Raw genomic sequence first — 24,900 nt, 5'->3', positions numbered from 1 at the left:
CTACCTCTGCATGCCGGATACGACCGGAAGCGACCAGAAGCGCTGACCGGCGGTCTGGTCGGAAAAGCGCTCCTGCAACCGAGCCTGCATCTTCTCACGCAGGGTCGGAAGCTCCCTCGAATCCGCCAGACGGATCAGCGTCGCGGCCAGCTCGGCCGCCTCTCCCAGCGGGAACAGCTCGCCGACACCGGCCACGATCTCCCGGCCGCCGCCGCAGTCGCTGCAGACCACCGGTACCCCAGCGGCCATGGCTTCCAGCAGGACCATGCCGAAGGGCTCGTGGTCCGAGCTCAGGGCGAACACGTCGAAGGCCTTGAAATAACGGCGGCCATGGGGCACCTGGCCGAGAAAGCGCACCGAATCGCTCACCCCGAGCTCGGCGGCCAGTGCCTTGAGAGAGGCTTCCAACCGGCCGCTGCCCATGATCGCCAGCAGGCTGCCGGCCGGCAGCTGCGGCAGGGCTTGGGCAAAGCCGCGGATCAGGGTGGCCTGGTCCTTGTCGGGGTGCAGACGCCCCACGTTGCCCACCACCCAGGCGTCCTGCGGAAGGTCGAGGTGCTCGCGGGCCGCCGCGCGGTCTAGCTGCTCGGCCTGCACGGCCGACAGGTCGATGCGGTTGTACAGGGTCTCGACGCGCTCGGCCGGCCAACCCGGCAGGCAGGCGCGGATGTCGTCGCGCACCGCGTCGGAGACGCCCAGCAGGTGCAGGCGCTCGCGGAAGAATCCGGCGAACAGCCGACGTGAACGCCGCTGGTAGTCACCAAAGGCGTGGTGCACGCCGATCACCGGCAGTTCGCTGCCGAGCAGGGCGATGTAGATGGGCTTGAAACGATGGGCGATGCACAGGGCGAAGTCGCGGGAAGCGGCAATGCGCCTGAAGGCACGGATCGCGGCCAGCTTGAGGCCACGGATCTGTCGGCTGGAGTAGTTGAGGAAGATGACCTCGTCGGAGGCCGAGCCACGCTCGACCTCCGCGGACGGCTCGCCGGTCAGGTAGACGGTGCAGACCCGGTAGGGGCTGTCCCTGAACAGCACGGCATATTGCCGGGCGCAGTCCAGAAAGGGACCATCGTAGCCGTGGCAGAACTGCAGTACCCAGCGCTCGCCGTTGCTGTCGGCCGCCTCAGACGTGGTCATACCAGTCATTCCCGTCCTTGACCACCAGGATGTCCTCCATGATCAGGTACTGCAGATCGGAACCGTAGAACATGTTCAGGGCATCGGTGGGCGAACAGATCATCGGCTCGCCACGGCGGTTCAGCGAGGTGTTCAGCGACACGCCGTTGCCGGTGAGCTTCTCCAGCTCGACCATGAGGTCGTACCAGCGCGGGTTGTGGCGGCGCTCCAGGACCTGGGCGCGGGAAGTGCCGTCCTCGTGGACCACCTCGGCGACACGGGTCTTCCACTCCTCGTTGACCTCGAAGGTGAAGGTCATGAAGGGCGACGGGTGCTTCACCTTGAGCATCTGCGGCGCCACGGTGTCGAGCATCGACGGGCAGAAGGGCCGCCAGCGCTCGCGGAACTTGATCTGCTCGTTGATCCGGTCGGCCACCCCGGGCACGCTCGGGCAGCCGATGATCGAGCGGCCGCCGAGGGCGCGCGGACCGAACTCCATGCGGCCCTGGAACCAGGCCACCGGGTGGCCGTCGACCATGATCCTAGCGATGCGCTGCTCGACATTGTCGATCTTCTTCCACACCGGCTTGTTGGGGTGCTTGGCACAAGCGGCGATGACCTCCTCGTTGCTGTAGGAGGGGCCGAGATAGACGTGCTCCATCTTCTCCACCGGCACGCCGCGCTGCACGGATACGTAGGCGGCGGCGCCCACCGCGGTGCCGGCGTCGCCGGAAGCCGGCTGGACGAACAGCTCCTTGACCTCCGGCCGGGCGATGATCTTCTGGTTGAGCTTGACGTTCAGCGCGCAACCGCCGGCGAAAGCGATCTTGCCGGTCTCGCGGATGATGTCGCCCAGGTAGTAGTCCATCATCTCCAGGGCCAGCTTCTCGAACAGCGCCTGCATGCTGGCGGCGTAGTGCACGTAGGGGTCGTCGGCGATGTCGCCCTCGCGCTTCGGCCCCAGCCACTCGACCAGCTTGGGCGAGAAGTAGTAGCCCTTGCCCTTCTCCTTGTAGCGGCGCAGACCGATGACGTTGGCGTAGTCGGTGTTGATCACCAGCTCGCCGTTCTCGAACTTGGCCAGGCGCGAGAAGTCGTACTTCTCCGGGTCGCCGTAGGGCGCCATGCCCATCACCTTGAACTCGCCGTCGAGCATCTCGAAGCCGAGGAACTCGGTGAGCGCGCCATACAGGCCGCCCAGGGAATCCGGGTCGTAGAATTCCTTGATCTTGTGGATCCGGCCGTTCTCGCCGTAGCCGAAGAAGGTGGTGGCGTACTCACCCTTGCCGTCGATGCCGAGGATCGCGGTCTTCTCCTGGAAGCCCGAGCAGTAGTAGGCGCTGGCGGCGTGGGCCAGGTGGTGCTCGACCGGCTCGATCTTGATTTTCTTGAGGTCGAAGCCGAGCTGCTGCAGGCACCACTGGATCCGTTTGTGGTAACGACGGTAGCGGCGGTTGCCCATCAGGATGGCGTCGAGGGCGCGGTCCGGGGCGTACCAGTAGCGCTTGGCGTAGTGCCAGCGGGCCTTGCCGAACAGGCTGATGGGCGCGAAGGGAATGGCCACCACGTCGACGTCGGACGGCTTGATCCCCGCCTGCTCCAGGCAGAACTTGGCCGATTCGTAGGGCATGCGGTTCTTGGCGTGCTTGTCGCGCACGAAGCGCTCTTCTTCCGCCGCCGCAATCAGCTTTCCGTCGATGTACAGGGCGGCGGAGGGATCATGGCTGAGGGCGCCGGAAAGGCCGAGAATAGTCAGTGCCACAGGGTCTAGCCTCTTCAGATCGAGCCGCCGCAGGTCTGGCCGGCGACGGCGGAGTTGTTCGGTCGCCCCGCAGGGCTTGTCACTTCCAGCCTCAGGCCTCGGGCCTGGAGCTGTCCTTCGGTAAACGCCGGTCGAGCAGCTGATGCAGCGCCGAATCGGCCGGCCAATTGCGCAGGAAACGGACGCGATCCCGGGCATAGGCACGCGCGAAGCGGTGCTCACTGCGGTGCTGGCGCATGGCGTCGAGATCGATCAGCGCCCAGTGGCCGTGCTGCCAGAACAGGTTGTAGCCCTTCAGGTCACCATGACTGATGCGTTCCCGCAGCAGCACGGCAAACAGCCTGTCCAGCGCAGCCAGCTCGGCTTCCGGCGGCGAATCGCCCCCATCCGTCGCCAGATAGGGCTGAAAACGGGTGATTATATCCTGCCCGTCGAGGCAATCGGTAATCAGGTAGGCACGTCCGCGCAGCCAGCAGCAGCGCCGCTCGAGCACCGCCAGTGGCTGCGCGGTGGCCACGCCGAGGAACGCCAGACGGTTGCCCTCGCGCCAGCTGCGCCAGGCTCGGCTGGGCCGCCAGAAGCGGCTCAGCCAGTGACCGACACCCTTGATGTTGTAGCGCTTGATCACCAGAGGACGGCCGTCCACCTCGACCCGTGCCACGGTGGCCGTGCCGCCGTCCTTGTAGTGCAGGCCCTGCTCGATCCAGCGGTCCGGATCGGCGAGCAGCGGCTCCAGGCTCGCCAGCTGGTCGCGGCGCACCGCGCGCAGGCCGAAAGCGCCGCGGCGCACGCTGAACAGACTGCAGTCGCGGCCGATCTTGCTCAGGTAGTCGCGCAGCCGCCAGCGGCGGACCCGGTGGATTTCCCTGAGCAACGCCTCGAACGGTAGGGCATGCTCGCCGTTGGCCAGCAGGTAGTGGACCAGCAGTTCCTCGGTGAAGGACTCCAGCTCGGCCGGCAATTGGGCGAAGAACACCCCGAGGTTCTCCAGCACCCGCTCGCGGGACAGCGGCTTACCGGCCCTTTCCACCTGCACGCCGCCACCGTCGATCAGATACAGCCACCCCTGGTGGCGCAGCAGGTTGTCGAGGTGCAGGTCGGCCTGCCAGAGCCCCTTGGCATGCATCCCGGCGATGGCCGTGAGCGCCTCGCCGAGCACCGCCTGCTGGGCGTCGGAAAGCAGCGGCTGGTCAGCCACCTCGTGCCAGGCCTGATCGAGGCTCTGCGCACCCTCCAGATAGTCGAACAGCAGCCAGCCGCCCTGCCCCTCCACCAGCCCGTCGGCGAGCAATGCCGGGGTGGGCAGTTGCTGGTCGGCGAGCAGCCGCGCGCCGTTCAGCTCACGGAGCAAATGCCGCGCGGCACGGCGGCCGACCAGCAGCTTGGCGAGCACCTGGCGGCCCCGCCAGGTGCCGACGCCGACGTAGCGCCGTCCGGGCAGCACCCGCAGCAGACGGTGCAGGTGCAGCTCGCCGGGACCGGCGGAATCGGCCAGCTCGATCCGCAGCGGCAGCTCCGGCGTACGGCCGGCCCGGCTCAGCTCTCCCAGCCTCATCGACGGGCCTCCTTGTCGCGGCGCCGCCTGGCCAGCCGGCGCAGCCAGTCGTGCACCTCCCCCGTACCCCCCAGGTAGGCTCCGAGCAGTCGGCGCAGCTCGACATCGCCCCAGGCTCGGGCCCGGCGCAGCAGCGGCTCGAGATCCTTGAGGCGATCACGGCGGCCGAGCAGCAGCGGGCGGGTCTTCTCCAGATCGATCAGACGCGTCTCGAAAGCCGCTCCGGTCGCGCGCAGGAAGATGTGCTTGGGATAGAAACAGCCATGCATCTGGCCAGCCTGGTGCAGCCGACGCGCCAGGTCGCCGCAGGCCTCGAGAATGGCGGTGCGCTGCGCGTCCGGCAACTGCGCCCACTGGTCCAGATACCAGTCCAGATCCCGCCAGCCGTCCAGGGCGCGGGTCAGCAGCACCGCGCGGTGTTCGCCGGGCTGCCGGCGCTGGCCGTAGAAGGCGGCCTCCAGGGCGGGGATGGCCAGGCGCCGGTAGCGCTGGATGTTGCGGAACTCGCGGGCGAAGGTCGGCTCGCCGAAAGGATGGGCCAGGTCACGGGTCAGGTGGTTGCTCTGCCGCTTCAGGTAGTAGGCCGCCTCGCCGAGATCCAGGCGATACACGCTGCTCCAGCCGCCACGCTCGGTGTTCGGTTCGTCCACCGCCTCCAGCTTGAGCGCCCACAGGGCATCGAAGTCCGCCAAGCCATGGCGCTCGAGCAGCGCGCGGTCCTCGACGGCGATGAAGTCTCTCATTCACGCCCCTCGAAGAAGGCGACGATCTGCCGGATGCGCCGCTTGTCACCGGCGGTCAGTCGCTTGTGATCACGGTATTGCAGGTAGAAGCGCAGCCGCTGGGTTCGGCTGAGCTGGTACCGGGCCACCTTGTCCAGACAGGCCAGGTCCTTGATGATCCGGTAACGCAGCAGCGGACCGTACCAGAAGGCGCCGATCGGGCAGTCGATGAAGAACAGCTCGCCCGCCTGGGTGACCAGCAGGTTGCGCCACTTGAGGTCATTATGGGCGAAGTGGTGCCGGTGCATGATCCGCGTCGCCCGCGCCAGCTGGCGGCTGACCCGGCCGACCCAATGACGATCGCGCAGCCGTGGATCGTTACGGTTGGCCAGGGCCGCCAGATCCTCGGTACCCACCAGTTCGCCGGTGATCAGCGCGCCGCGGAGGAAGGCCCCGCCGCGCCGCTCCATGCCGTAGGCGACGACGGGCGCGGTGGGAATCCCCCAGCTGGCGAAATGCTTGAGATTCTGCCACTCGGCCTTGACCCGCGGTCGCCCCAGGTAGCGACGCAGGCCCTTGCCGGCCCCCCAGTAGCGCTTGACGTAGTAGCGCAAGCCCTGGTGCTCGACGCGCAGCACCTCGGATAGCGGATCGCTGGTGATCCGCTCGCCCTGCAGGGCGAACACCGCGTCCAGGTCGCCGAACACCTCGGCCAGCGCCGGCTCCACGCGCCAGCGACTCATCCCTGCTCCTCCCCGGCGTACTTGCGCTCATAACGCGCCAGGAGGCGTGCTGCCTTGCGCTCCAGCCAGCCCAGCAGACGCGCCTCGTCGCGCAGGATGCGGCGCAGCGAGCACTCGCCTTGGGCGGCGGCGAAGTAGACCTTGAGGAAGCGCAACTTGTCGCGGCGTGTCAGGCCGATGTTCAACGCCGAGAAGTACAGCCCGGCCAGATCCTTGTCGCGCCAGCGGCGCGGCACCGCGTCGCGGATCTGCGCGCGGTGCAGGTCGATGATCGACAGATGCAGGTCGTCGGCGCTTGGCGGCCGGTCGGTGTGCAGCAGGAAGTGGCAGATGTAGCAGTCGCGGTGGTTGACCCCGGCGCGGTGCATGGCACCGGTCAGACGCGCCACCTCGGCGATCAGCGCGCGCTTCAGGCGCGGCTCCGGTGGTTGCTCGGCCCAGTGCTGGGTGAAGACCTCCAGATCGACGGTGGGCGCCAGCTCCTCGGTGATGATGAAGGAGTGCTGGGCCGCCGGATTGCTCCCACGCTCGCCGAAGGCCACCGGGGTCATGCTCGGCACCCCGGCCTCGCGCAGGCGCTGCAGGGCCGCCCACTCCTGGCCGGCGCCGAGCACCGGGGCCTTGGCGGTGATCAGGTTCTTGAGGATCTCGCCCCAGCCGATGCCGCGGTGGATCTTCACGAAGTAGCCGCGCCCGTCGATCTCGGTGCGCAGGGTGCGGCGCGCCTCCAGCTCGCGGTAGACCTTGCCCTGCAGGCGCTCCACCTCGGCGAAGGGCTCCTTGCCAGCCCACAGGGACTTGAAGGGTTCCTCCAGGATCACGCGCATGGCTGGCTCCTCATGCCGGCTCCGCGAGGATCACGTCAGCCGCGCGCTGCGGCATGGAATACAGGTCGGCGCTGTCCGCGTAGGTCAGGCCGTTGCGCGCCCAAGCCGCGCGCGCCGCGTCGTCCGCGAGCATCTCCGCGAGCATGCGGTTGAGGCGCTCCTGCTCGAAAGGACTGGGCACCACCCGCCCGGCGTCGGCATCGGCGATGTAGTGGGCGTAGCCGCAGACGTCGGTGACCAGCACCGGCAGGCCGGCGACCAGTGCCTCGAGCAACACAGTGCCGGTGTTTTCGTTGTAGGCCGGGTGGATCAGCAGGTCGGCGCCGAGCAGGAAGCGCGGAATGTCGCTGCGTCCCTTGAGGATCCGCACCTGGTCAGACAGGCCGAGGGCCTTGATCTGCAGCAGGAAGGGCTTGGGGTCGTCCTGGCCGATGGCGATCAACCGGGTGCGCTTCTTCAGCGCCCTGGGCAGGGCAGCAAGGGCCTTGAGGCTGCGGTCCAGGCCCTTGGTCTTGAATCCCGAGCCGATCTGCACCAGCAGCAGGTCGTCGTCCTGCAGACCAAACTCGCGGCGGAACTCGGCGCGGATCTCCGCGGCATTGGCCGGCGCCCGACGATCGGCGGCGATGCCCGGCGGCAGCAGGTGGAAGCGCGCGGCCGGGGTGCCGTAGTGCTTGACGAACAAGGGCTGCTGCACCTCGGAGATCATCAGGATGCGGGTCCTGGCCTCGGGGGCGAACACCGCCCGCTCGTACTCGGCGAAGTGCCGGTAGCGGCCCCAGCAGCGATAGAGGCCACCGCGCAGAGTCTGCGCCTTGTCCTCGAAGCAGGGGTCGGCGGCGTAGTAGACGTCCAGCCCGGGCATCTTGTTGAAGCCTATCACCCGGTCCACCGGGCGACGGGCCAGGTCGGCTCCGACCCAGGCGGTGAACTTCTCGTTGCGCCGGTGGTTGAACAGCGCGCGGACCGGCGCCACCAGCACCTCGAAGCCCTCCGGCACCTCGCCTTCCCAGCTCATGGTGTAGACGCGGATGGCATGCCCGCGTCGCTGGCACTCCAGGGCGATGCGCAGGAAGTCCCGCTGCAGGCCGCCGAACGGGAAGTACTTGTAGAGGATGAAAGCCAGGGTCATGGGCGGTCCTTGGACGACAACCGGCGGCGGATGACCGCCGCGGCGCCGTAGTCGACGGGGATCAGCATACCGGCTCGCTCAGCAGCAGGGCCTCCAGCTCCAGGGCCACCCGCTCCGGACGCAGGCTGTCGAAGCAGGGCTTCTCGCGGTCGCCCTTGCCGGCGTCCGGCCCCTCGGCACAGAGGTGGATCTGCGAGCGGCCATAGGCGCCCACCAGGTCCGGGCGGGTCGGCCCGTACAGGGAGATGGTCGGCACATCCAGGGCCGCAGCCAGATGGCCGAGGCCGGTATCCACCGCCACGCAGGCGCGCGCGCCGGCGATCACCTTGGCGATCCCGGCGAGGTTCAGGCGCGGCAGCACGCTGACCCGCTCCAGCCCCTCGGCGAGGCGCTGGGCACGGGCGTGCTCGGCCTCGTTGCCCCAGGGCAGGCGCACCGCCCAGCCGAGCTCGTTCATGCGTTCCAGCAGAACGCGCCAATAGGGCTCCGGCCAGTGCTTGCTGGGCCAGGTGGTGCCGTGCAGGAACAGCAGGTAGGGCGGCACCCCGGGCTCCGCCAGACGCAGGCGGTCCAGGCCGTAGTCGGCGATGCCCTGCGGCTGCGGATAGTCGAGGGCCTGGGCGAACAACTGGCGCACCCGTTCCAGGGCATGCTGGCCCTTGGGCACCCGGTAGCGGCGCTGGTAGAAGCGGCTGGCCAGCGGCTCGCGGGCCGACTCGGCGTCCAGCCCGGCCACCGGGCCCTTGGCGTAGCGGGTCAGCCAGGCGCTCTTGAGCAGGCACTGGGCGTCGATCACCAGGTCGTAACGGCGAGCCCCCAGGCGTTCCCTGAAGCGTCGCCATTCGCCGCTGCGCCAGGTCTGCCAGGGGTGCTTGCGCCAGCGGCGGATCGCCACCGGGACCACCTCGGCCACCGCCGGGTGCCAGGCGGGAATCTCCGCGAAGCCTTCCTCCACCACCCAATCGAAGCGGATCCCGGGAATCGCCCGGGACGCGTCGGTGAGCGCCGGCAGGCTGTGGATCACGTCGCCCAGCGACGAGGTCTTGATCAGCAGCACTCTCATTCGCCGACCTCGACGGGATCGCCCACCAGCCGGTCGAGGGCCTCCAGCACCGCGCGCGGCTTGAGCTCGCGCAGGCAGTCGTAGTGACCGAAGCGGCAGGTGCGCTCGAAGCAGGGGCTGCACTCCAGACCGAGGCGGACGATCTCCACCCGATCGGCCAGCGGCGGGGTGAACTGCGGCGAGGTGGAGCCGTAGACCGCCACCAGCGGGCGGCTCAGCGCGGCGGCCACGTGCATCAGCCCGGAGTCGTTGGAAACCACCGCGGTGGCGCAGCTCAGCAGATCGATGGCCTCGGCCAGGCTGGTGGCGCCGGCCAGGTTGCTGACTTCCTCACGCAGGCCGGGGATCAGCCGCTGACGGATCTCCTCGCCGCCCGGCTGGTCGTTCTTCGAGCCGAAGATCCACACCTGCCAGCCGGCGCGGATCTTCAGTTCGGCAACCTTGGCGTAGTACTCGGCCGGCCAGCGCTTGGCCTCGCCGAACTCGGCGCCTGGGCAGAGCGCCAGCACCGGGCGGTCCAGCGCCAGGGCGAACTTGCCGAGGGCCTGCTCGCGGCTGGCCGGGTCGATCTGCAAGCTGGGTCGCGGGTAGGGCTTGGCAATCTCGGCCCCCGGCTCGTAGGCCAGCGCCATGAAGCGCTCGATCATCAGTGGATAGCGCTGCTTGTCGAGCACCCGCAGGTCGTTGAGCAGGCCGTAGCGCATCTCGCCCCTCCAGCCGGTACGCCTCGGGATGCCGGCGAAGAAGGGCACCAGGGCGGACTTCAGCGAATTGGGCAAGAGGATCGCCTGGTCGTACTGGCCGGCCAGGGACTTGCCGATGCGCCGACGTGTGGCGATGTCCAGAACGCCGTGGCCGAGCGGAAAGCTCAGCGCCTGGCGTACCTCGGGCATGCGTTCGAGGATCGGCCGACTCCACTCGGGAGCCAGCACGTCGATGGCACACTCGGGGTGACGCTGCTTCAGGCACTGGAACAGGGTCTGCGCCATCACCATGTCGCCGACCCAGCTCGGCCCTACGATTAGGATTCTCATAAGCTGCGTGCTTCAGGCCGCGCGCCGCTGGCTCCGGCATTCCCGGCGCCCGCGGCAGGCGGCCGGGGGCTTACTTGACCAGGGTCCGCCATTCCGGATGGGCACCGGTCTTGCCGGTCACCAGGTCGAAGTAGGCCTTCTGCAACTTCTCGGTCACCGGGCCGCGGCGACCGGCGCCGATGATGCGGCCGTCCACCTCGCGGATCGGGGTGACCTCTGCGGCGGTACCGGTGAAGAAGGCCTCGTCGGCGATGTACACCTCGTCGCGGGTGATGCGCTTCTCGACCAGCTCGATACCCAGCTCCTCGGCCAGCCGCAGCACGGTGTTGCGGGTGATGCCGTTCAGACAGGCGGTGACTTCCGGGGTATAGACCACGCCGTTCTTGACGATGAACACGTTCTCGCCGGAACCCTCGGCCACGTAGCCCTCCGGATCCAGCAGCAGGGCTTCGTCAGCACCGCCGGAGACGGCCTCCTGGAGGGCCAGCATGGAGTTGATGTAGTGACCGTTGGCCTTGGCGCGGGTCATGGAGATGTTCACGTGGTGGCGGGTGAAGGAGCTGGTGCGCACCTTGATGCCCTGCTCCAGGGCTTCCTCGCCCATGTAGGCACCCCAGTGCCAGGCGGCGACGATCACGTGAACCCTCAGGTTGTCGGCGCGGATGCCCATGCCTTCGGATCCGTAGAACACCATCGGACGCAGGTAGGCGCTCTCCAGGTTGTTCTCGCGCACCGCGGCGCGCTGCGCCTCGTTGATCTCGTCCTTGGTGAACGGGATCTTCATGTTCATGATGTGCGCCGAGTCGAACAGGCGGTCGGTGTGCGCCTGCAGGCGGAAGATCGCCGTGCCCTGCGGGGTGTTGTAGGCACGCACGCCCTCGAAAACGCCCATGCCGTAGTGCAGGGTATGGGTCAGCACGTGGGTGGTGGCTTCGCGCCACGGCACCAGTTCGCCGTCATACCAGATCACGCCATCACGATCGGCCATCGACATCTTTACCAGCTCCTCAAGTGTTCGACTCGTTTCATCGGTCTGCGGCCGGCCCGCTCGGGCCCACCGCGAAAATTCCAGCGCCGCTCAGTTCAGCTCCAGGACGCGCCACAGGCGCATCACGGCGCGGCGCTCGGCATGGAACTGGTCCCCGGAGACCACCCCCGGCTGCTTCTGCAGGGCCAGACGGTGGGCCGCCGAGCGATAGGCCTTGTAGACCTCCTGCAGCAGACGGGCGTCCGCTTCCGGCAGCAGCCCGGCGGCGCCCAGCTCGTCCAGGATGCGGATGTTGTCGGTCCAGCGCAGCAGTTGCGGGTACTGATGCGACCAGGCCAGGGCCGCGTATTGCACCATAAATTCGATATCGACGATACCGCCGGCGTCCTGCTTGAGATCGAACGGCACCTCCGCGTCGAAGGCATTGGCCGCGGTGCCGGCCGCGGTGAGCCGGGTGCCGAGGTTGTCACGCATCTTCGCGCGCATCTCGCTGACCTCGGCGCGCAGCCTGGCCAGATCGCGCGGCTGGCCGAGCACCGCGGCGCGCACCTGTTCGAAGGCAGCCCCGACCCGCGGGCTGCCAACCAGCACCCGGGCACGGATCAGCGCCTGGTGCTCCCAGGTCCAGGCCTCGTGGCGCTGATAGCGCTCGAAGGCACCCAGCGAACTGACCAGCAGGCCGCTGGCGCCGGACGGGCGCAGGCGCATGTCTACCTCGTAGAGCTGCCCGGAGGTGGTCTGGGTGGTCAGCAGGTGGATGATGCGCTGGCCGAGGCGGGTGAAGAACTGCGCACCGTCGATCGGCTTGGCGCCGTCGGTTTCCGCCTGCGGGTCGCCGTCGTGGATGAACACCAGGTCGAGGTCCGAGCCGTGGCCCAGCTCGATGCCCCCCACCTTGCCGTAGCCGACGATGATGAAGTCCGGATCGCAGAGGCTGCCGTCGCTGCGCCGCGGGGTGCCGTAGCGGCTGACCATCTGCCGCCAGGCCAGGGCCAGCACCTGGTCGAGAATCGCCTCGGCCAGCCAGGTCAGGTAGTCGGACACCTTCATCAGCGGCAAGGTGCCGGCGATCTCCGAGGCGGCCACGCGCAGACTGTGGGCCAGCTTGAAGTGGCGCAGAGCCTCCATCTGCTGCTCCAGGTCGTCCTCGGGGATCCGCGTCAGCCGCTCGCGCAGCTCGGCGGCCAGCTCCGGCGCCTGCGGCGGCTTGAACAGCCGACCCTCGTTGAGCAGCTCGTCGAGGAGCAGCGGGAAGCGGGCGATCTGCTCGGCGATCCACGGGCTGGCGGCGCACAGCACCAGCAGGCGCTGCAGGGCGCCGGGGTTCTCGGTGAGCAGCACCAGATAGGCCGAGCGACGGGCCACTGCCTCGACCAGCGGCAGCACCCGTTCGAGCACCAGGTCCGGGTCGTCCTGCTCCACCGCCTGGGCCAGCAGACGCGGCATGAAGGCGTCCAGGCGCTCCCGGCCGATGCGCTGGATGGCGCGCACCTGGGGGCCATGGCGCAGATCGGCGAGGCGCCTCCAGGCGACCAGGGGCTCAGCGAAACCGGCGTCGGCCAGTTGCCGGCAGGCGGCCTCCTCGTCCAGCGCCTCCTCCCAGAGCGGCAGCCATTCGGCGCCGATACAGGTGCCTTCGCCGGCGCCCTCCTCCTCGTCGGGATCGGCGATCACCTGGCGGAAGTGCCAGTCGACCCGACTGCGCCAGTGGTTGAGCCGCTCCAGGAAGCCGTCCCAGTCGGCGAAGCCCATGATGCAGGCGACTCTCGCGCGGTCCTGCGCGTCGTCGGGGAGCATCTGGGTCTGGCGGTCGGCGATGGCTTGCAGGGCATGCTCTACGTAACGCAGGAAGCGGTAGCCGTCGCGCAGCTCGGCGACCACCGCCGGCGGCAGGTAGCCCTGACCCTCGAGGGTGGCCAGCACCTTGAGCAAAGGGCGCTGCTGCAGGCTGAGATCGCGGCCGCCGTGGATCAGCTGGAAGGCCTGGGCGATGAACTCCACCTCGCGGATGCCGCCGGCGCCGAGCTTGATGTTGTCGGCCATACCCTTGCGCCGCACCTCCTGCTGGATCAGCAGCTTCATGGCGCGCAGCGCCTCGATGGCCGAGAAGTCCAGGTAGCGGCGGTAGACGAACGGCCGCAGCATGGCGAGCAACTGGCGCCCGGCCGCCTGGTCGCCGCCGACCACCCGCGCCTTGATCATCGCGTAGCGTTCCCAGTCGCGTCCCTGGTCCTGGTAGTACTGCTCCAAGGCGTTGAAGCTGTAGACCAGCGGCCCGGACGAACCGTAGGGACGCAGGCGCATATCGACGCGGAACACGAAACCGTCCACGGTGATGGCGTCGAGCGCCTTGATCAGCCGCTGGCCGAGACGGGTGAAGAACTCCTGGTTGTCCAGCGGGCGGCGCACCCCTTCGGTCTCGCCGCCTTCCGGGTAGCCGAAGATCAGGTCGATGTCCGAGGACAGGTTCAGTTCGAAGGCGCCCAGCTTGCCCATGCCCAGCACCACCAGGTGCTGGGGCTGGCCGCTGCGCCGGCCGATCGGCGTGCCGAACTGTTCGCAGTGCCGCGGGTAGAGCCACTGGTAGGCGAGGTCGACGCAGGCGTCCGCCAGGTCGGAAAGGTCGCGGCAGGTTTCCTCCAGATCGGCCTGGCGGGTCAGGTCGCGCCAGATGATGCGCAGTTGCTGGCGGTTGCGGTAGCGGCGCAGGCGCCGGCCCAGCTCGTTCTCCTCGTCGCAGCCGGCCAGCACGGCGGCCACCTGCTCGCGCAGCTCGCCCGGAGCGAGGGCGCGCTCCAGTTCCCCAGAGTCGGCCAGTTCGAGGAAGGCCTCGGGGTCGCGGGCAATCTGCTCGGCGACGAAATCACTCAGCGCACCGACCCGCGCCAGAGCCGCGCGACGTTCCGCAGGCCAGCCTGCGAGGCGGCCCGCATGGGACTGCAGGAGCGTCTCGGCACGGGCGGCACGGGGTTGCAGCGCGGCAGGCAGGTCGACAAGCGGTGGCAAGCTCATGGTCTATCCTTTTTCGGGCCGCAGGCGTGGGTTCCGACGGATCGCCGCAGGCCCCGGAAACCCGCATCACGCCTGGCCTCCGCCGGGTTCCGCCCCGGGCTTCAGCCCGTCTGCGGCGCAGCAATTGTAGTTTTACTACTAAGGATTATGTCCGAGAGGCTGAAATTCGCGTCGATATGTAGTAAAACTACACGCCGCCGGGATCACCCCCGGTAATCCAAGAATTCACGCGGGCGCCCCACAAGGCCGTCCACGAACACACTGGCATCCGATTCTGGAAGCCTTTCCGCCCTGGAGCAAGCCATGCAAGACATCGATCCCGTCGAAACCCAGGAATGGCTGGACGCGCTGGAATCCGTCCTCGATCGTGAGGGTGAGGACCGTGCGCACTACCTGATGACCCGCATGGGCGAGCTGGCCACCCGCAGCGGTACCCAGCTCCCCTACGCGATCACCACGCCGTATCGCAACACCATCCCGGTGACCCACGAAGCGCGCATGCCCGGTGATCTCTTCATGGAGCGCCGCATCCGCTCGCTGGTGCGCTGGAACGCGCTGGCCATGGTGATGCGCACCAACCTGGAAGACCCGGACCTCGGCGGTCACATCTCCAGCTTCGCGTCCTCGGCGACCCTCTACGACATCGGCTTCAACTACTTCTTCCAGGCTCCCACCGAAGAACACGGCGGCGACCTGATCTTCTTCCAGGGCCACGCCTCGCCCGGCATCTACGCCCGCGCCTTCCTGGAAGGCCGCATCACCGAGGAGCAGATGAAGAACTTCCGTCGCGAAGTCGACGGCAAGGGCCTGTCCTCCTACCCGCACCCCTGGCTGATGCCGGAGTTCTGGCAGTTCCCCACCGTGTCCATGGGCCTCGGACCGATCCAAGCCATCTACCAGGCGCGCTTCATGAAGTACCTGGAAAGCCGCGGCTTCATCCCCGCCGGCAAACAGAAGGTCTGGTGCTTCCTGGGCGACGGCGAGTGCGACGAGCCGGAAGCCCTGGGCGCCATCTCCCTGGCCGGACGCGAGAAGCTGGACAACCTGATCTTCGTCATCAACTGCAACCTGCAGCGCCTGGACGGCCCGGTGCGCGGCAACGGCAAGATCATCCAGGAACTGGAAGGCGTGTTCCGCGGCGCCGACTGGAACGTCATCAAGGTGGTCTGGGGCCGCTTCTGGGACCCGCTGTTCGCCAAGGACAAGAACGGCGCCCTGCAGCGTCGCATGGACGAGGTGGTCGACGGCGAATACCAGAACTACAAGGCCAAGGACGGGGCCTACGTGCGCGAGCACTTCTTCAACACCCCGGAACTCAAGGAAATGGTCAAGGACCTTTCCGACGACGAGATCTGGAAGCTCAACCGCGGCGGCCACGACCCCTACAAGGTCTATGCGGCCTACCACCGCGCGGTCAACCACCAGGGGCAGCCCACCGTGGTCCTGGCCAAGACCATCAAGGGTTACGGCACCGGCGCCGGAGAGGCGCAGAACACCGCGCACAACACCAAGAAGGTGGATATCGAGAGTCTGAAGAAATTCCGCGACCGCTTCGACATCCCGGTCAAGGACGAGGACCTCGAGAAGCTGCCGTTCGTGCGCCCCGAGCCGAACAGCGCCGAGGCCAAGTACATCGCCGAGCGCCGCGCCGCGCTGGGCGGCTTCGTGCCGCAGCGCCGCACCCGCAGCTTCTCGGTGCCGACCCCGCCGCTGGAGACCCTGAAGACTATTCTCGACGGCTCCGGCGAGCGCGAGATCTCCACCACCATGGCCTTCGTGCGCATCCTCGCCCAGTTGGTCAAGGACAAGGAGCTCGGCCCGCGCATCGTGCCCATCGTCCCCGACGAGGCGCGCACCTTCGGCATGGAAGGCATGTTCCGCCAGCTCGGCATCTACTCCTCGGTCGGCCAGCTCTACGAGCCGGTGGACAAGGACCAGGTGATGTTCTACCGCGAGGACAAGAAGGGCCAGATCCTCGAGGAAGGCATCAACGAGGCCGGCGCCATGTCCAGCTGGATCGCCGCGGGCACCAGCTACAGCGTGCACAACCAGCCGATGCTGCCGTTCTACATCTTCTACTCGATGTTCGGCCTGCAGCGTGTCGGCGACCTGGCCTGGGCAGCCGGCGACAGCCGCGCCCGCGGCTTCCTGATCGGCGGTACCGCCGGGCGCACCACCCTCAACGGCGAGGGTCTGCAGCACGAGGACGGCCACAGCCACATCCTCGCCTCGGTGATCCCCAACTGCCGTAGTTACGACCCCACCTATGCCTACGAGCTGGCGGTAATCATTCGCGAAGGCATCCGGCAGATGATGGAAGAGCAGAACAACGTCTTCTACTACATCACCGTGATGAACGAAAACTACCAGCAGCCGCCGCTGCCGGAAGGCGCCGAGGAAGGCATCATCCGCGGCATGTACCTGCTCGAGGAGGACAAACGCGAGGCTGCCCACCACGTGCAGCTGCTGGGTTCCGGCACCATCCTCCGGGAAGTCCGCGAGGCGGCGAAGATCCTCCGCGAGGACTACAACATCGCCGCCGACGTGTGGAGCGTCACCAGCTTCAACGAGCTGCGTCGCGACGGCCTGGCGGTGGAACGCCACAACCGCCTGCACCCGGAACAGAAGCCGCAGCAGAGCTACGTCGAGCAGTGCCTGGCCGGTCGCAAGGGCCCGGTGGTCGCCTCCACCGACTACATCAAGCTGTACGCCGAACAGATCCGCCAGTGGGTGCCGTCCCGCGAGTACAAGGTGCTGGGTACCGACGGCTTCGGGCGCAGTGACAGCCGCAAGAAGCTCCGCCACTTCTTCGAGGTGGACCGTCACTGGATCGTCCTCGCCGCCCTCGAGGCCCTGGCCGACCGTGGCGAGGTGGAACCGAAAGTCGTCGCCGAGGCCATCGCCAAGTTCGGCATCGACCCGGAAAAACCGAACCCCCTGGACTGCTGAGGAGAGGCACGATGAGTGAGTTGATTCGCGTACCCGACATCGGCAGCGGTGAGGGTGAGGTCATTGAACTGTTCGTCAAGGTCGGCGACCGCATCGAGGTGGACCAGAGCCTGCTGACTCTGGAATCCGACAAGGCGAGCATGGAGATCCCGGCGCCCAAGGCCGGTGTGATCAAGAGCCTGAAGGTCAAGATCGGCGACCGCCTCAAAGAAGGCGACGAACTGCTCGAGCTGGAAGTCGAGGGCGAGGCCGAAGCGCCGAGCGCCGCCGCGCAGCCAGCTCCGACCGCCGAAGCGCCGGCCGCCGCTGCCGCCCCGGACCAGGCGCCCGCCGCTGCGCCGGCGCCGGCCGCTGCCGCGAGCGCCAGCGTGCAGGACATCCACGTCCCGGACATCGGCTCAGCCGGCAAGGCCAAGGTCATCGAGGTGCTGGTCAAGGCCGGTGACAGCGTCGAGGCCGAGCAGTCGCTGATCACCCTGGAGTCCGACAAGGCCAGCATGGAGATCCCCTCGCCGACCGCCGGCGTGGTGGAGGAAGTGCTGGTGCAGCTGGATGCCGAGGTCGGCACCGGCGACCTGATCTGCCGCCTGAAGGTGGCCGGCGCCGCGCCGGCGCCCGCTCCGGCCGCCGCTGCGCCTGCCGCGGCTCCGTCCGAAGCGCCGGCGGTGCACCGCGTGCCCGAGGGCGCCGCCCCCGACGTGGCTGCCGAGGTCAAGGCCATCGCCGCCCTGTCCGCGGCCGCCGCCGGCAGCCCGGGCGTCCCCGAGCGCTCCGTCGGGGCCAAGGTGCACGCCGGTCCGGCGGTGCGCCAGCTGGCCCGCGAGTTCGGCGTCGACCTCGCCGTGGTGCCGGGCACCGGTCCACGCGGGCGCATCCTCAAGGAGGACGTGCAGGCCTACGTCAAGGCCACCCTGCAGAAGGCCAAGGAGGCTCCGGCCGGCGTCGCCGGCGGCACGGGCATCCCGCCGATCCCGGAAGTCGACTTCAGCAAGTTCGGCGCCGTGGAAGAGGTGCCGCTGACTCGCCTGATGCAGGTCGGCGCCGCCAACCTGCACCGCAGCTGGCTGAACGTGCCGCACGTCACCCAGTTCGACTCGGCCGACATCACCGACCTGGAGGCCTTCCGCGTCGCCCAGAAGGCGGTGGCCGAAAAGGCCGGCGTCAAGCTGACCCTGCTGCCGCTGCTGCTCAAGGCCTGCGCCCACCTGCTCAAGGAACTGCCGGACTTCAACAGCTCGCTGGCCCCGTCCGGCAAGGCACTGATCCGCAAGAAGTACGTGCACCTGGGCTTCGCCGTGGACACCCCGGACGGCCTGCTGGTCCCGGTGATTCGCGACGTCGACCAGAAGAGCCTGCTGCAGCTGGCCGCCGAGGCCGCCGAGCTGGCCGACAAGGCACGCAACAAGAAGCTCTCCGCCGACGCCATGCAGGGCGCCTGCTTCACCATCTCCAGCCTCGGCCACATCGGCGGTACCGGCTTCACGCCGATCGTCAACGCGCCGGAGGTGGCCATCCTCGGCGTCAGCAAGGCCGCCATGCAGCCGGTGTGGGACGGCAAGGCCTTCCAGCCGCGCCTGATGCTGCCGCTGTCGCTGTCCTACGACCACCGCGTGATCAACGGCGCTGCCGCCGCGCGCTTCACCAAGCGTCTCAGCGAGCTGCTCGCCGACATCCGAACCCTGTTGCTGTAAGGGTATCCATCGAGCATGCCACACGCTCGTTCCTCGACCCCGCCGCCTGGCGGGTTTTTTTTGGTTCATCGCGCCTTTCCGGGGAAGGCGGCCTTGATCTTCAGGAAGAAATAGGCTGAATCCCGGAACCCGTAGGCCATACGCTTGATGACCTTGATGCGGTCGTTGACGCCCCGAGGACGCCGGTGTCGAGGGGAAAGATGGCTGAGGCGGGCACTTGCGCAATCGCTTGGCAAAGGCGATTGCCGCAGCGAGGCCGCTGTCATCCGATACCACGGCTTCCAGCGTCGCGTGCCTTCCTGAACGGAGGGTGCGCAAGGCGTTGGCCGGACCGACACGCACCCAGTCGATCACTTCCCGGCCCCAACGGGCGACGACGAGGCCTTCCCAGATGGCCACGCCCAACGCAACGTCGTACCTGACGGGGAAGAGGAAAGGGATCGGTTGGTTTGGCGACTGCCAATCTACCAACCTCCGAACCGTCAACCACGACTTCCCACGGATTGGGCGATGAACCTTTTTCATGTCCGGCACGGGCCCGAAGACGGCCAGTGCCGGTGTGCGCCTCAGCTCTTCTGTACGTTGCGGATCAGGAAGCTGAACGCCTTGGCCAGCTCCGCGGCGCCGGCGTGGTCACGGACGATGGTGAGCAGCGGACTGCCGTCCAGCGGGTTGCGCAGCACGCAGCTCGGCCCGCTGGCCGGGCAGTCGTAGCGCACGAAGGGATCGACGCCGAACACCGGCACCCGCTGGTTGCGCACCGCCAGCTGGGTGCCCCGCTCGGCGCGGCTTTCCTCACGCACCAGCAGCTCGCCGGGTGCGCTGACGCTGATCCGGTAGAGCAGATCCTGGCGCTGCGCCTGGCCCACCTGGTAGCCGGCACGCATCGCGTAGGTGTCCAGCAGGCGGTTGACGTGTGCGAGCAGCGCGCGGCGCTCGTCCTGGGTCCCGTAGCGACGCTTGAGTTCCGCCAGGTAGTTCTCCTGCGCGCCGCCGCTCAGTTCCGCCCGATGCTCCGCCGACTCTTCCGCCAACGCGGGTGGCAGGCACAGGGAAACGAGAATGGCCAGCAGAACGCTTAACTTTCTTGTATGTCCAAATGGCATGATGCACCCTTACCGAACTCGACAGGGCGGGCATTAACCCGCATTCGGTCAGCATAGTGGATGCTCATTGCCCGATGAAAAGCCAAACCGATGCTGTCAGCCGCGTGATGGCCGAGGTTGTGACACAGGTACCAGTCCCCTCGCGGCTGGGCATGCTGCGCTTCGAACGCCTCAACGAAGCGAGCTGGGCACTACTGTTCCTCGACGCCGACTGCGAGCGCGAGCTGGGCTTGAGCGCCAGCGACCTGTGCAGCCTGACCGACGCCCCCTACGCCAGCCTGATGGAGCCGGAAGCCCGCTACCGGCTGCACGAGGACATCCAGCGCCAGCTGCTCGCCAAGTCCTGCTACCGCGTCCAGTACCACCTGCACACCCCGGGCGGCTGCCGCCAGCTGCTCGAGCTGGGCGAACCGTTCCGGATGAACGGCCGCCAGCTGCTGCGCGGCTACCTGGTGGTCTGTGAGCCGGCGCCCCGCCCGGCCACCGCGCCGGACCGCGACCAGTACCTGTTCCAGCGCGCCGTGGAGCAGAGCTCCAGCGCCTTCATGCTGGTGGACCGCGAGGGTCTGGTGGAGTACGTCAACCCCAGCTTCACGGCGATCACCCTGTACAGCGCCGAGGAAGTGCGCGGCAAGCGCCTGGCCGAGCTGCCGGCCCTGGAGAACCTCAGCGACATCCTCTTCGATGCCAACTCGCGGCTGGCCGAGCACAACAGCTGGCGGGGCGAGTTCCGCAGCCGGCGCAAGAACCTCGAGCCCTACTGGGGCCAGCTATCGATCTCCAAGGTCTACAACGATGACGGCGAGCTGACCCACTACATCGGTATCTACGAGGACATCACCGAGCATAAGCTGGCCCAGCAGCGCATGGAACGGCTGGCCTACACCGACAATCTGACCCGCCTGGGCAACCGCCCGGCGTTCATCCACCAGCTCGAGCAACGCTTCGCCAACGGTGCCAACAGGCCGTTCAGTCTGCTTCTGGTGGACATCGACAACTTCAAGCGGATCAACGACAGCCTCGGCCACCAGACCGGAGACAAGCTGCTGGTCAGCCTGGCCAAGCGCCTGCGCAACAGCCTGGGCACCAACGGCAGCCTGGCGCGCTTCGCCAGCAACGAGTTCGCCGTGCTGCTCGACGACACCGACCTGATCGCCGGCCAGGCGTTCGCCGCGCAGATCCTGCGCATGCTCGACAAGCCACTGTTCGTCGACAACCAGCTGATCAGCATCACCGGCTCGGTGGGCCTGGCCTGCGCACCGCAGCACGGCCAGGACCCGCAGACCCTGATGAAGCACGCCGGCCTGGCCCTGCACAAGGCCAAGGCCAACGGCAAGCACCAGGCTCAGGTGTTCACCGAGGAGCTCAACGCCGAGGCGCACTACAAGCTGTTCATCGAGAACAACCTGCGCCGCGCCCTGACCCAGAACGAGCTGGAGGTCTGCTACCAGCCCAAGCTGTGCCTGCGCACCGGCCAGTTGATCGGCCTCGAGGCCCTGCTGCGCTGGAGCCACCCTGAGCGCGGCCTGATCAGCCCCGAGCAGTTCATCGGCGTTGCCGAGGAGACCGGGCTGATCATCCCGATCGGCAAGTGGGTGGTGCGCCAGGCCTGCCGCATGCTCCGCAAGCTGGGCGAGCTTGGCCTCGGCGAGCTGCAGGTGGCGATCAACCTGTCGCCCAAGCAGTTCTCCGACCCGGACCTGATCGGCTCGATCGCCAGCATCCTCCACGAAGAACGCCTGCCGGCGCACCAGCTGGAGCTGGAGCTGACCGAAAGCCTGCTGCTCGACGCCACCGAGGACACCCGCCACCAGCTCGACCGTCTCAAGGGCCTCGGCCTGACCCTGGCGATGGACGACTTCGGCACCGGCTACTCGTCACTCAGCTACCTGAAGAAGTTTCCGATCGACGTGATCAAGATCGATCGCAGCTTCATCAAGGACATCCCGGCCAGCCAGGACGACATGGAGATCACCTCGGCGGTGATCGCCATGGCCCACAACCTCAAGCTCCGGGTGGTCGCCGAGGGCATCGAGACGACCGAGCAGCTGGCCTTCCTGCGCCGCCACCGCTGCGACATCGGCCAGGGCTACCTGTTCGACCGGCCGATCCCCAGCCTCGACCTGCTCGACCGCCTGCCCCGCTACTCGCGCCGCGCCTGAGGCGGGTGACAGCAGCGCCCGCGCGCACTACGCTGGGGCCTTCCTTCGAATCCGCCCGCTGGGGCCCGCCGACGCCCCGGGAGACAGCCATGGTCCTACGATCGCGAATCCTCATCGACAAGCAAGCCCTGCCCGATGCCAGCCAGGCCCTGCCCGGCCGCAGCACGCCGCTGCCGGTGCCGGAGCGCCACTACGTCACCGGCAACCCGCTGCAGGGCCCCTTCCCAGAGGGCCTGCAGCAGGCGCTGTTCGGCCTGGGCTGCTTCTGGGGCGCCGAGCGGCGCTTCTGGCAGCAGCCGGGGGTGTGGACCACCGCGGCGGGCTACGCCGGCGGCCTGACCCCCAACCCCACCTACGAGGAGGTCTGCTCCGGGCTGACCGGGCACGCCGAGGTGGTGCTGGTGGTCTTCGACCCGCGGCAGATCGGCTATGAGCAGCTGCTCAAGGTGTTCTGGGAGGCCCACGACCCGACCCAGGGCATGCGCCAGGGCAACGACATCGGCACCCAGTACCGTTCGGCCATCTACTGCACGGACACCGCCCAGCTGGCCGCCGCCGAGGCCAGCCGCGCGCGCTTCCAGGCCGAGCTGCGACGGCACGGCTACGGGCCGATCACCACCGAGATCGCCGCGGCGCCCCCCTTCTACTACGCCGAGGACTACCACCAGCAGTACCTGGCGAAGAACCCCGGCGGCTACTGCGGGTTGGGCGGCACCGGCGTCTGCCTGCCGGCCTAGAGCTGCACCAGCAGCTCGCGGTCTGAGCGCGATCCGCGGCCAGGTGCAGGTAGGTGAACGGGGCCTGCCCGGAGCGCAGGCGGGCACGTTCCTCGGCCAGCGGCTCCTTGACCCTGATCAGCAGCCTAGCGGCGGCGAACACCGTCCCGGCATCCGCGGCGATCTGCGCCCCGGCGGCCCGGTAGTCGTCGTCGCTGAAGCCGATGGCGGCGCCGGCCCGGCTCTGCACCCGCACCTCGCGCGGCTGGTCAGCTCGCTGACCGATTGCGGGGTCAGACCGGCCCGGTACTCGTGGACCTCGAGCTCCTTGGGAACGCCGATGGGCATGGTTGATCTCCCATGACCGAATGGGCGGTCCTCAGCTCTCCCGGGGCCTCAGGATGCCCTGTAGCAGGTCCACCGGCAGGGGGAAGACGACGGTCGAGCTGCGGTCGCCGGAAATGCTCGCCAGGGTCTGCAGGTAGCGCAGCTGCAGGGCACCGGGCTGGCGGGCCAGCACCGCGGCGGCCTGGCTGAGCTTCTCGGAGGCCTGCAGTTCGCCCTCGGCGTGGATCACCTTGGCGCGCCGCTCGCGCTCCGCCTCGGCCTGACGGGCGATGGCGCGAACCATGGACTCGTTGAGGTCGACGTGCTTGATCTCCACGTTGGCGACCTTCACCCCCCAGGCGTCGGTCTGCGCGTCCAGCACCTGCTGGATGTCGGCGTTGAGCCGCTCGCGCTCGGCGAGCATCTCGTCCAGCTCGTGCTTGCCGAGCACCGCGCGCAGGGTGGTCTGGGCCAGCTGGCTGGTGGCGGAGAGGAAGTCCTCGACCTGGATGATCGCCTTCTGCGGATCCAGCACGCGGAAGTAGATGACCGCGTTGACCTTCACCGAGACGTTGTCCCGGGAGATCACGTCCTGCGGCGGTACATCGAGCACCACGGTGCGCAGGTCGACGCGCACCATCTGCTGGATCAGCGGGATGATGATCACCAGCCCGGGGCCCTTGACCTTCCAGAAGCGGCCGAGCAGGAACACCACACCGCGCTCGTATTCGCGCAGCACGCGCAGGGCCGAGGCGAGCAGCACCACCAGGAGCACCAGCAGCGGCGCGAACGACAGAATGAAATCCATGGTCAACCTCCTTCAGGGCTAGTCAGAAATCGCTCAGGACGGCGGCGTCTGGTCGTCCGCCACCTCCACTTCCAGGCGCAGGCCGTCGCGGGCCAGCACCCGGACCCGCTGCCCGGGGCGCAGGGGCTGGCGGCTGGTCACCTGCCAACGCTCGCCCTGCAGCTGCACCCAGCCACCGCGGGGGTCGTCTTCGCGCACCGCGAGCACCGCCGCCAGGCTGCCGACCAGCCCGGCGTCGCCGCTCAGCGGGCTGCGCTGGCGGGCCTTCAGGGCCAGACCGACGATGGCGAAGATCAACAGCGCGCTAGCCAGGCCGAGACCGAGCACCAGGGGCAGCGGGATGCCGAAGCCGGGCACCTCGGTATCCACGAGGATCAGCGCGCCGAACACGAAGGCCGCCACCCCGCCGAGGCCGAGCACCCCGAAGCTGGGCATGAAGGCCTCGGCGACCATCAGCAGCAGGCCGAGGAGGATCAGCGCCATCCCGGCGTAGTTCACCGGCAGCAGCTGCAGGGCGTAGAGGCCGAGGATCAGGCAGATGCCGCCGACCACCCCGCCGACCCCGGTGCCGGGGTTGGAGAACTCCAGGAGCAGGCCATAGACCCCGAGCATCATCAGGATCAGCGCCACGCTGGGGTTGGTGATCACCGCCAGCAGGCGGGCGCGCCAGTCGGGCAGACGCTCGAGGCGTTCGGCAGCGGCGCTGTGCAGTCGGACTTCGCCGGCAGCGGTCCTGAGGGTCTTGCCGTCCAGCTGGCGGAGCAGGTCGTCGAGGTCGCCGGCTAGGTAGTCGATGACCTTCAGCCGGAGCGCCTCCTCGGCGGACAGGCTGACCGCCTCGCGCACCGCCTGCTCGGCCCACTCGGCGTTGCGCCCACGCAGCTGGGCTAGATGTGATCTCTCAGTAGGTTGTTCATCCGGGGCATTCCCGGAATTCTGGAAGTGCGACCAACACAGCCTTCCAGGAGCCCCGGATGAACCTGCATAAACATGCCCGTCTTACCCCGCGCGGTCGAGCCCTTCTTGTCCGGCGTATCGAACAGGGGCTACGTGTCGAGGATGCTGCCCAGGCCGCCGGCGTCAGTGTGCGGACCGCCTACAAGTGGCTGCGGCGCTTTCGCCAGGAAGGCGAGGCTGGCCTGGCCGATCGCTCATCTCGGCCAAGGCACTGCCCGCATGCCACCTCA

The 24,900-nt window shown here is 68.2% G+C and carries 18 protein-coding genes and 3 pseudogenes; 5 read left to right on the top strand and 16 right to left on the bottom strand.

The window, feature by feature from the left end; translation table 11 throughout:
- The 11 genes from H165_RS0113030 to glnE all read right to left on the bottom strand — a co-directional run bounded on the left by H165_RS0113030 (position 1) and on the right by glnE (position 13,954).
- A complete protein-coding gene (locus H165_RS0113030; protein WP_017939375.1) occupies positions 1 to 1,137 on the bottom strand; it encodes a glycosyltransferase in 1,137 nt (378 codons plus the stop codon).
- Positions 1,124 to 2,878 carry a carbamoyltransferase family protein gene (locus H165_RS0113025; protein WP_017939374.1) on the bottom strand — a complete coding sequence of 585 codons (1,755 nt, stop codon included), beginning with the start codon at positions 2,876 to 2,878 and terminating at the stop codon, positions 1,124 to 1,126. Before H165_RS0113025 ends, H165_RS0113030 begins: the two co-directional genes overlap by 14 nt.
- Positions 2,879 to 2,969: 91 nt before the next feature.
- Complete coding sequence (locus H165_RS0113020; protein WP_017939373.1) at positions 2,970 to 4,433, bottom strand: lipopolysaccharide kinase InaA family protein; 1,464 nt, start codon at positions 4,431 to 4,433, stop codon at positions 2,970 to 2,972.
- The gene (locus H165_RS0113015; protein ID WP_017939372.1) at positions 4,430 to 5,176 is read right to left on the bottom strand and encodes a lipopolysaccharide kinase InaA family protein; all 747 of its coding nucleotides are present in this window, start codon (positions 5,174 to 5,176) and stop codon (positions 4,430 to 4,432) included. Before H165_RS0113015 ends, H165_RS0113020 begins: the two co-directional genes overlap by 4 nt.
- Positions 5,173 to 5,898, bottom strand: a complete 726-nt coding sequence (locus H165_RS0113010; RefSeq protein WP_017939371.1) for a lipopolysaccharide kinase InaA family protein — start codon at positions 5,896 to 5,898, stop codon at positions 5,173 to 5,175. The genes H165_RS0113015 and H165_RS0113010 overlap by 4 nt, the downstream gene beginning before the upstream one ends.
- Positions 5,895 to 6,725 carry a lipopolysaccharide core heptose(I) kinase RfaP gene (rfaP, locus tag H165_RS0113005; RefSeq protein WP_017939370.1) on the bottom strand — a complete coding sequence of 277 codons (831 nt, stop codon included), beginning with the start codon at positions 6,723 to 6,725 and terminating at the stop codon, positions 5,895 to 5,897. The genes H165_RS0113010 and rfaP overlap by 4 nt, the downstream gene beginning before the upstream one ends.
- 10 nt (positions 6,726 to 6,735) lie before the next feature.
- Positions 6,736 to 7,857 carry a glycosyltransferase family 4 protein gene (locus H165_RS0113000; protein ID WP_017939369.1) on the bottom strand — a complete coding sequence of 374 codons (1,122 nt, stop codon included), beginning with the start codon at positions 7,855 to 7,857 and terminating at the stop codon, positions 6,736 to 6,738.
- A 61-nt stretch (positions 7,858 to 7,918) separates the two neighbouring features.
- Positions 7,919 to 8,920, bottom strand: a complete 1,002-nt coding sequence (gene waaC / locus H165_RS0112995) for a lipopolysaccharide heptosyltransferase I (protein WP_017939368.1) — start codon at positions 8,918 to 8,920, stop codon at positions 7,919 to 7,921.
- Positions 8,917 to 9,954: a lipopolysaccharide heptosyltransferase II gene (waaF, locus tag H165_RS0112990; RefSeq protein ID WP_026146612.1), complete on the bottom strand. Its 1,038-nt coding sequence runs from the start codon at positions 9,952 to 9,954 to the stop codon at positions 8,917 to 8,919. Before waaF ends, waaC begins: the two co-directional genes overlap by 4 nt.
- Positions 9,955 to 10,024: 70 nt before the next feature.
- A complete protein-coding gene (locus H165_RS0112985; protein WP_017939366.1) occupies positions 10,025 to 10,948 on the bottom strand; it encodes a branched-chain amino acid transaminase in 924 nt (307 codons plus the stop codon).
- Between the two features lie 84 nt (positions 10,949 to 11,032).
- Positions 11,033 to 13,954, bottom strand: a complete 2,922-nt coding sequence (glnE, locus tag H165_RS0112980) for a bifunctional [glutamate--ammonia ligase]-adenylyl-L-tyrosine phosphorylase/[glutamate--ammonia-ligase] adenylyltransferase (protein ID WP_017939365.1) — start codon at positions 13,952 to 13,954, stop codon at positions 11,033 to 11,035.
- 303 nt (positions 13,955 to 14,257) lie between these two features.
- Here glnE and aceE point away from each other — a divergent pair, with 303 nt between their 5' ends.
- Positions 14,258 to 16,903: a pyruvate dehydrogenase (acetyl-transferring), homodimeric type gene (aceE, locus tag H165_RS0112975; RefSeq protein ID WP_017939364.1), complete on the top strand. Its 2,646-nt coding sequence runs from the start codon at positions 14,258 to 14,260 to the stop codon at positions 16,901 to 16,903.
- A gap of 11 nt (positions 16,904 to 16,914) precedes the next feature.
- Complete coding sequence (gene aceF, locus H165_RS0112970; RefSeq protein WP_017939363.1) at positions 16,915 to 18,594, top strand: dihydrolipoyllysine-residue acetyltransferase; 1,680 nt, start codon at positions 16,915 to 16,917, stop codon at positions 18,592 to 18,594.
- Between the two features lie 65 nt (positions 18,595 to 18,659).
- Here the strand turns inward: aceF and H165_RS19615 are convergent.
- Both H165_RS19615 and H165_RS0112965 read right to left on the bottom strand, forming a co-directional pair.
- A pseudogene (locus H165_RS19615) lies at positions 18,660 to 18,796 on the bottom strand (transposase); the annotation flags it as partial.
- Positions 18,797 to 19,160: 364 nt separating this feature from the next.
- Positions 19,161 to 19,700, bottom strand: coding sequence for a hypothetical protein (locus H165_RS0112965; RefSeq protein ID WP_036987100.1), 540 nt, complete (start codon positions 19,698 to 19,700; stop codon positions 19,161 to 19,163).
- 74 nt (positions 19,701 to 19,774) lie between these two features.
- On the opposite strand from H165_RS0112965, the gene H165_RS0112960 reads away from it, so the two are divergent.
- Entirely contained in the window at positions 19,775 to 21,862 is a 2,088-nt protein-coding gene (locus H165_RS0112960) for a putative bifunctional diguanylate cyclase/phosphodiesterase (RefSeq protein ID WP_026146610.1), read from the top strand.
- Positions 21,863 to 21,951: 89 nt separating this feature from the next.
- Positions 21,952 to 22,599 carry a peptide-methionine (S)-S-oxide reductase MsrA gene (msrA, locus tag H165_RS0112955; protein WP_017939360.1) on the top strand — a complete coding sequence of 216 codons (648 nt, stop codon included), beginning with the start codon at positions 21,952 to 21,954 and terminating at the stop codon, positions 22,597 to 22,599.
- Positions 22,600 to 22,675: 76 nt separating this feature from the next.
- Here msrA and H165_RS20255 read toward each other — a convergent pair.
- The 3 genes and pseudogenes from H165_RS20255 to H165_RS18590 all read right to left on the bottom strand — a co-directional run.
- Positions 22,676 to 22,828, bottom strand: a pseudogene (locus tag H165_RS20255) (alanine dehydrogenase); the annotation flags it as partial.
- 129 nt (positions 22,829 to 22,957) lie between these two features.
- Complete coding sequence (locus H165_RS0112950) at positions 22,958 to 23,713, bottom strand: slipin family protein (protein WP_017939359.1); 756 nt, start codon at positions 23,711 to 23,713, stop codon at positions 22,958 to 22,960.
- A gap of 33 nt (positions 23,714 to 23,746) precedes the next feature.
- Positions 23,747 to 24,604: pseudogene (locus H165_RS18590) on the bottom strand (NfeD family protein); the annotation flags it as partial.
- Positions 24,605 to 24,687: 83 nt separating this feature from the next.
- Here H165_RS18590 and H165_RS19225 point away from each other — a divergent pair.
- A partial coding sequence (locus tag H165_RS19225; protein WP_155943615.1) for a leucine zipper domain-containing protein occupies positions 24,688 to 24,900 on the top strand: 213 nt, incomplete at its 3' end.

Source organism: Pseudomonas thermotolerans DSM 14292, assembly GCF_000364625.1.
In the GTDB taxonomy this organism is placed as follows: Bacteria; Pseudomonadota; Gammaproteobacteria; order Pseudomonadales; family Pseudomonadaceae; genus Aquipseudomonas; species Aquipseudomonas thermotolerans.
Note: the sequence above shows the minus strand (reverse complement) of the source record. Positions and strands in the feature narration are given on the sequence as shown.

What these genes read in the sequence shown, in the direction of transcription:
- H165_RS0112950 (WP_017939359.1), bottom strand. Translation starts at nt 23,713, where the DNA reads ATGGATTTCATTCTGTCGTTCGCGCCGCTGCTGGTGCTCCTGGTGGTG.
- H165_RS0113030 (WP_017939375.1), bottom strand. Translation starts at nt 1,137, where the DNA reads ATGACCACGTCTGAGGCGGCCGACAGCAACGGCGAGCGCTGGGTACTG.
- H165_RS0112965 (WP_036987100.1), bottom strand. Translation starts at nt 19,700, where the DNA reads ATGCCATTTGGACATACAAGAAAGTTAAGCGTTCTGCTGGCCATTCTC.
- glnE (WP_017939365.1), bottom strand. Translation starts at nt 13,954, where the DNA reads ATGAGCTTGCCACCGCTTGTCGACCTGCCTGCCGCGCTGCAACCCCGT.
- rfaP (WP_017939370.1), bottom strand. Translation starts at nt 6,725, where the DNA reads ATGCGCGTGATCCTGGAGGAACCCTTCAAGTCCCTGTGGGCTGGCAAG.
- waaF (WP_026146612.1), bottom strand. Translation starts at nt 9,954, where the DNA reads ATGAGAATCCTAATCGTAGGGCCGAGCTGGGTCGGCGACATGGTGATG.
- H165_RS0112960 (WP_026146610.1), top strand. Translation starts at nt 19,775, where the DNA reads ATGAAAAGCCAAACCGATGCTGTCAGCCGCGTGATGGCCGAGGTTGTG.
- H165_RS0113020 (WP_017939373.1), bottom strand. Translation starts at nt 4,433, where the DNA reads ATGAGGCTGGGAGAGCTGAGCCGGGCCGGCCGTACGCCGGAGCTGCCG.
- aceF (WP_017939363.1), top strand. Translation starts at nt 16,915, where the DNA reads ATGAGTGAGTTGATTCGCGTACCCGACATCGGCAGCGGTGAGGGTGAG.
- H165_RS0113000 (WP_017939369.1), bottom strand. Translation starts at nt 7,857, where the DNA reads ATGACCCTGGCTTTCATCCTCTACAAGTACTTCCCGTTCGGCGGCCTG.
- H165_RS0113015 (WP_017939372.1), bottom strand. Translation starts at nt 5,176, where the DNA reads ATGAGAGACTTCATCGCCGTCGAGGACCGCGCGCTGCTCGAGCGCCAT.
- msrA (WP_017939360.1), top strand. Translation starts at nt 21,952, where the DNA reads ATGGTCCTACGATCGCGAATCCTCATCGACAAGCAAGCCCTGCCCGAT.
- H165_RS0112985 (WP_017939366.1), bottom strand. Translation starts at nt 10,948, where the DNA reads ATGTCGATGGCCGATCGTGATGGCGTGATCTGGTATGACGGCGAACTG.
- H165_RS0113010 (WP_017939371.1), bottom strand. Translation starts at nt 5,898, where the DNA reads ATGAGTCGCTGGCGCGTGGAGCCGGCGCTGGCCGAGGTGTTCGGCGAC.
- waaC (WP_017939368.1), bottom strand. Translation starts at nt 8,920, where the DNA reads ATGAGAGTGCTGCTGATCAAGACCTCGTCGCTGGGCGACGTGATCCAC.
- aceE (WP_017939364.1), top strand. Translation starts at nt 14,258, where the DNA reads ATGCAAGACATCGATCCCGTCGAAACCCAGGAATGGCTGGACGCGCTG.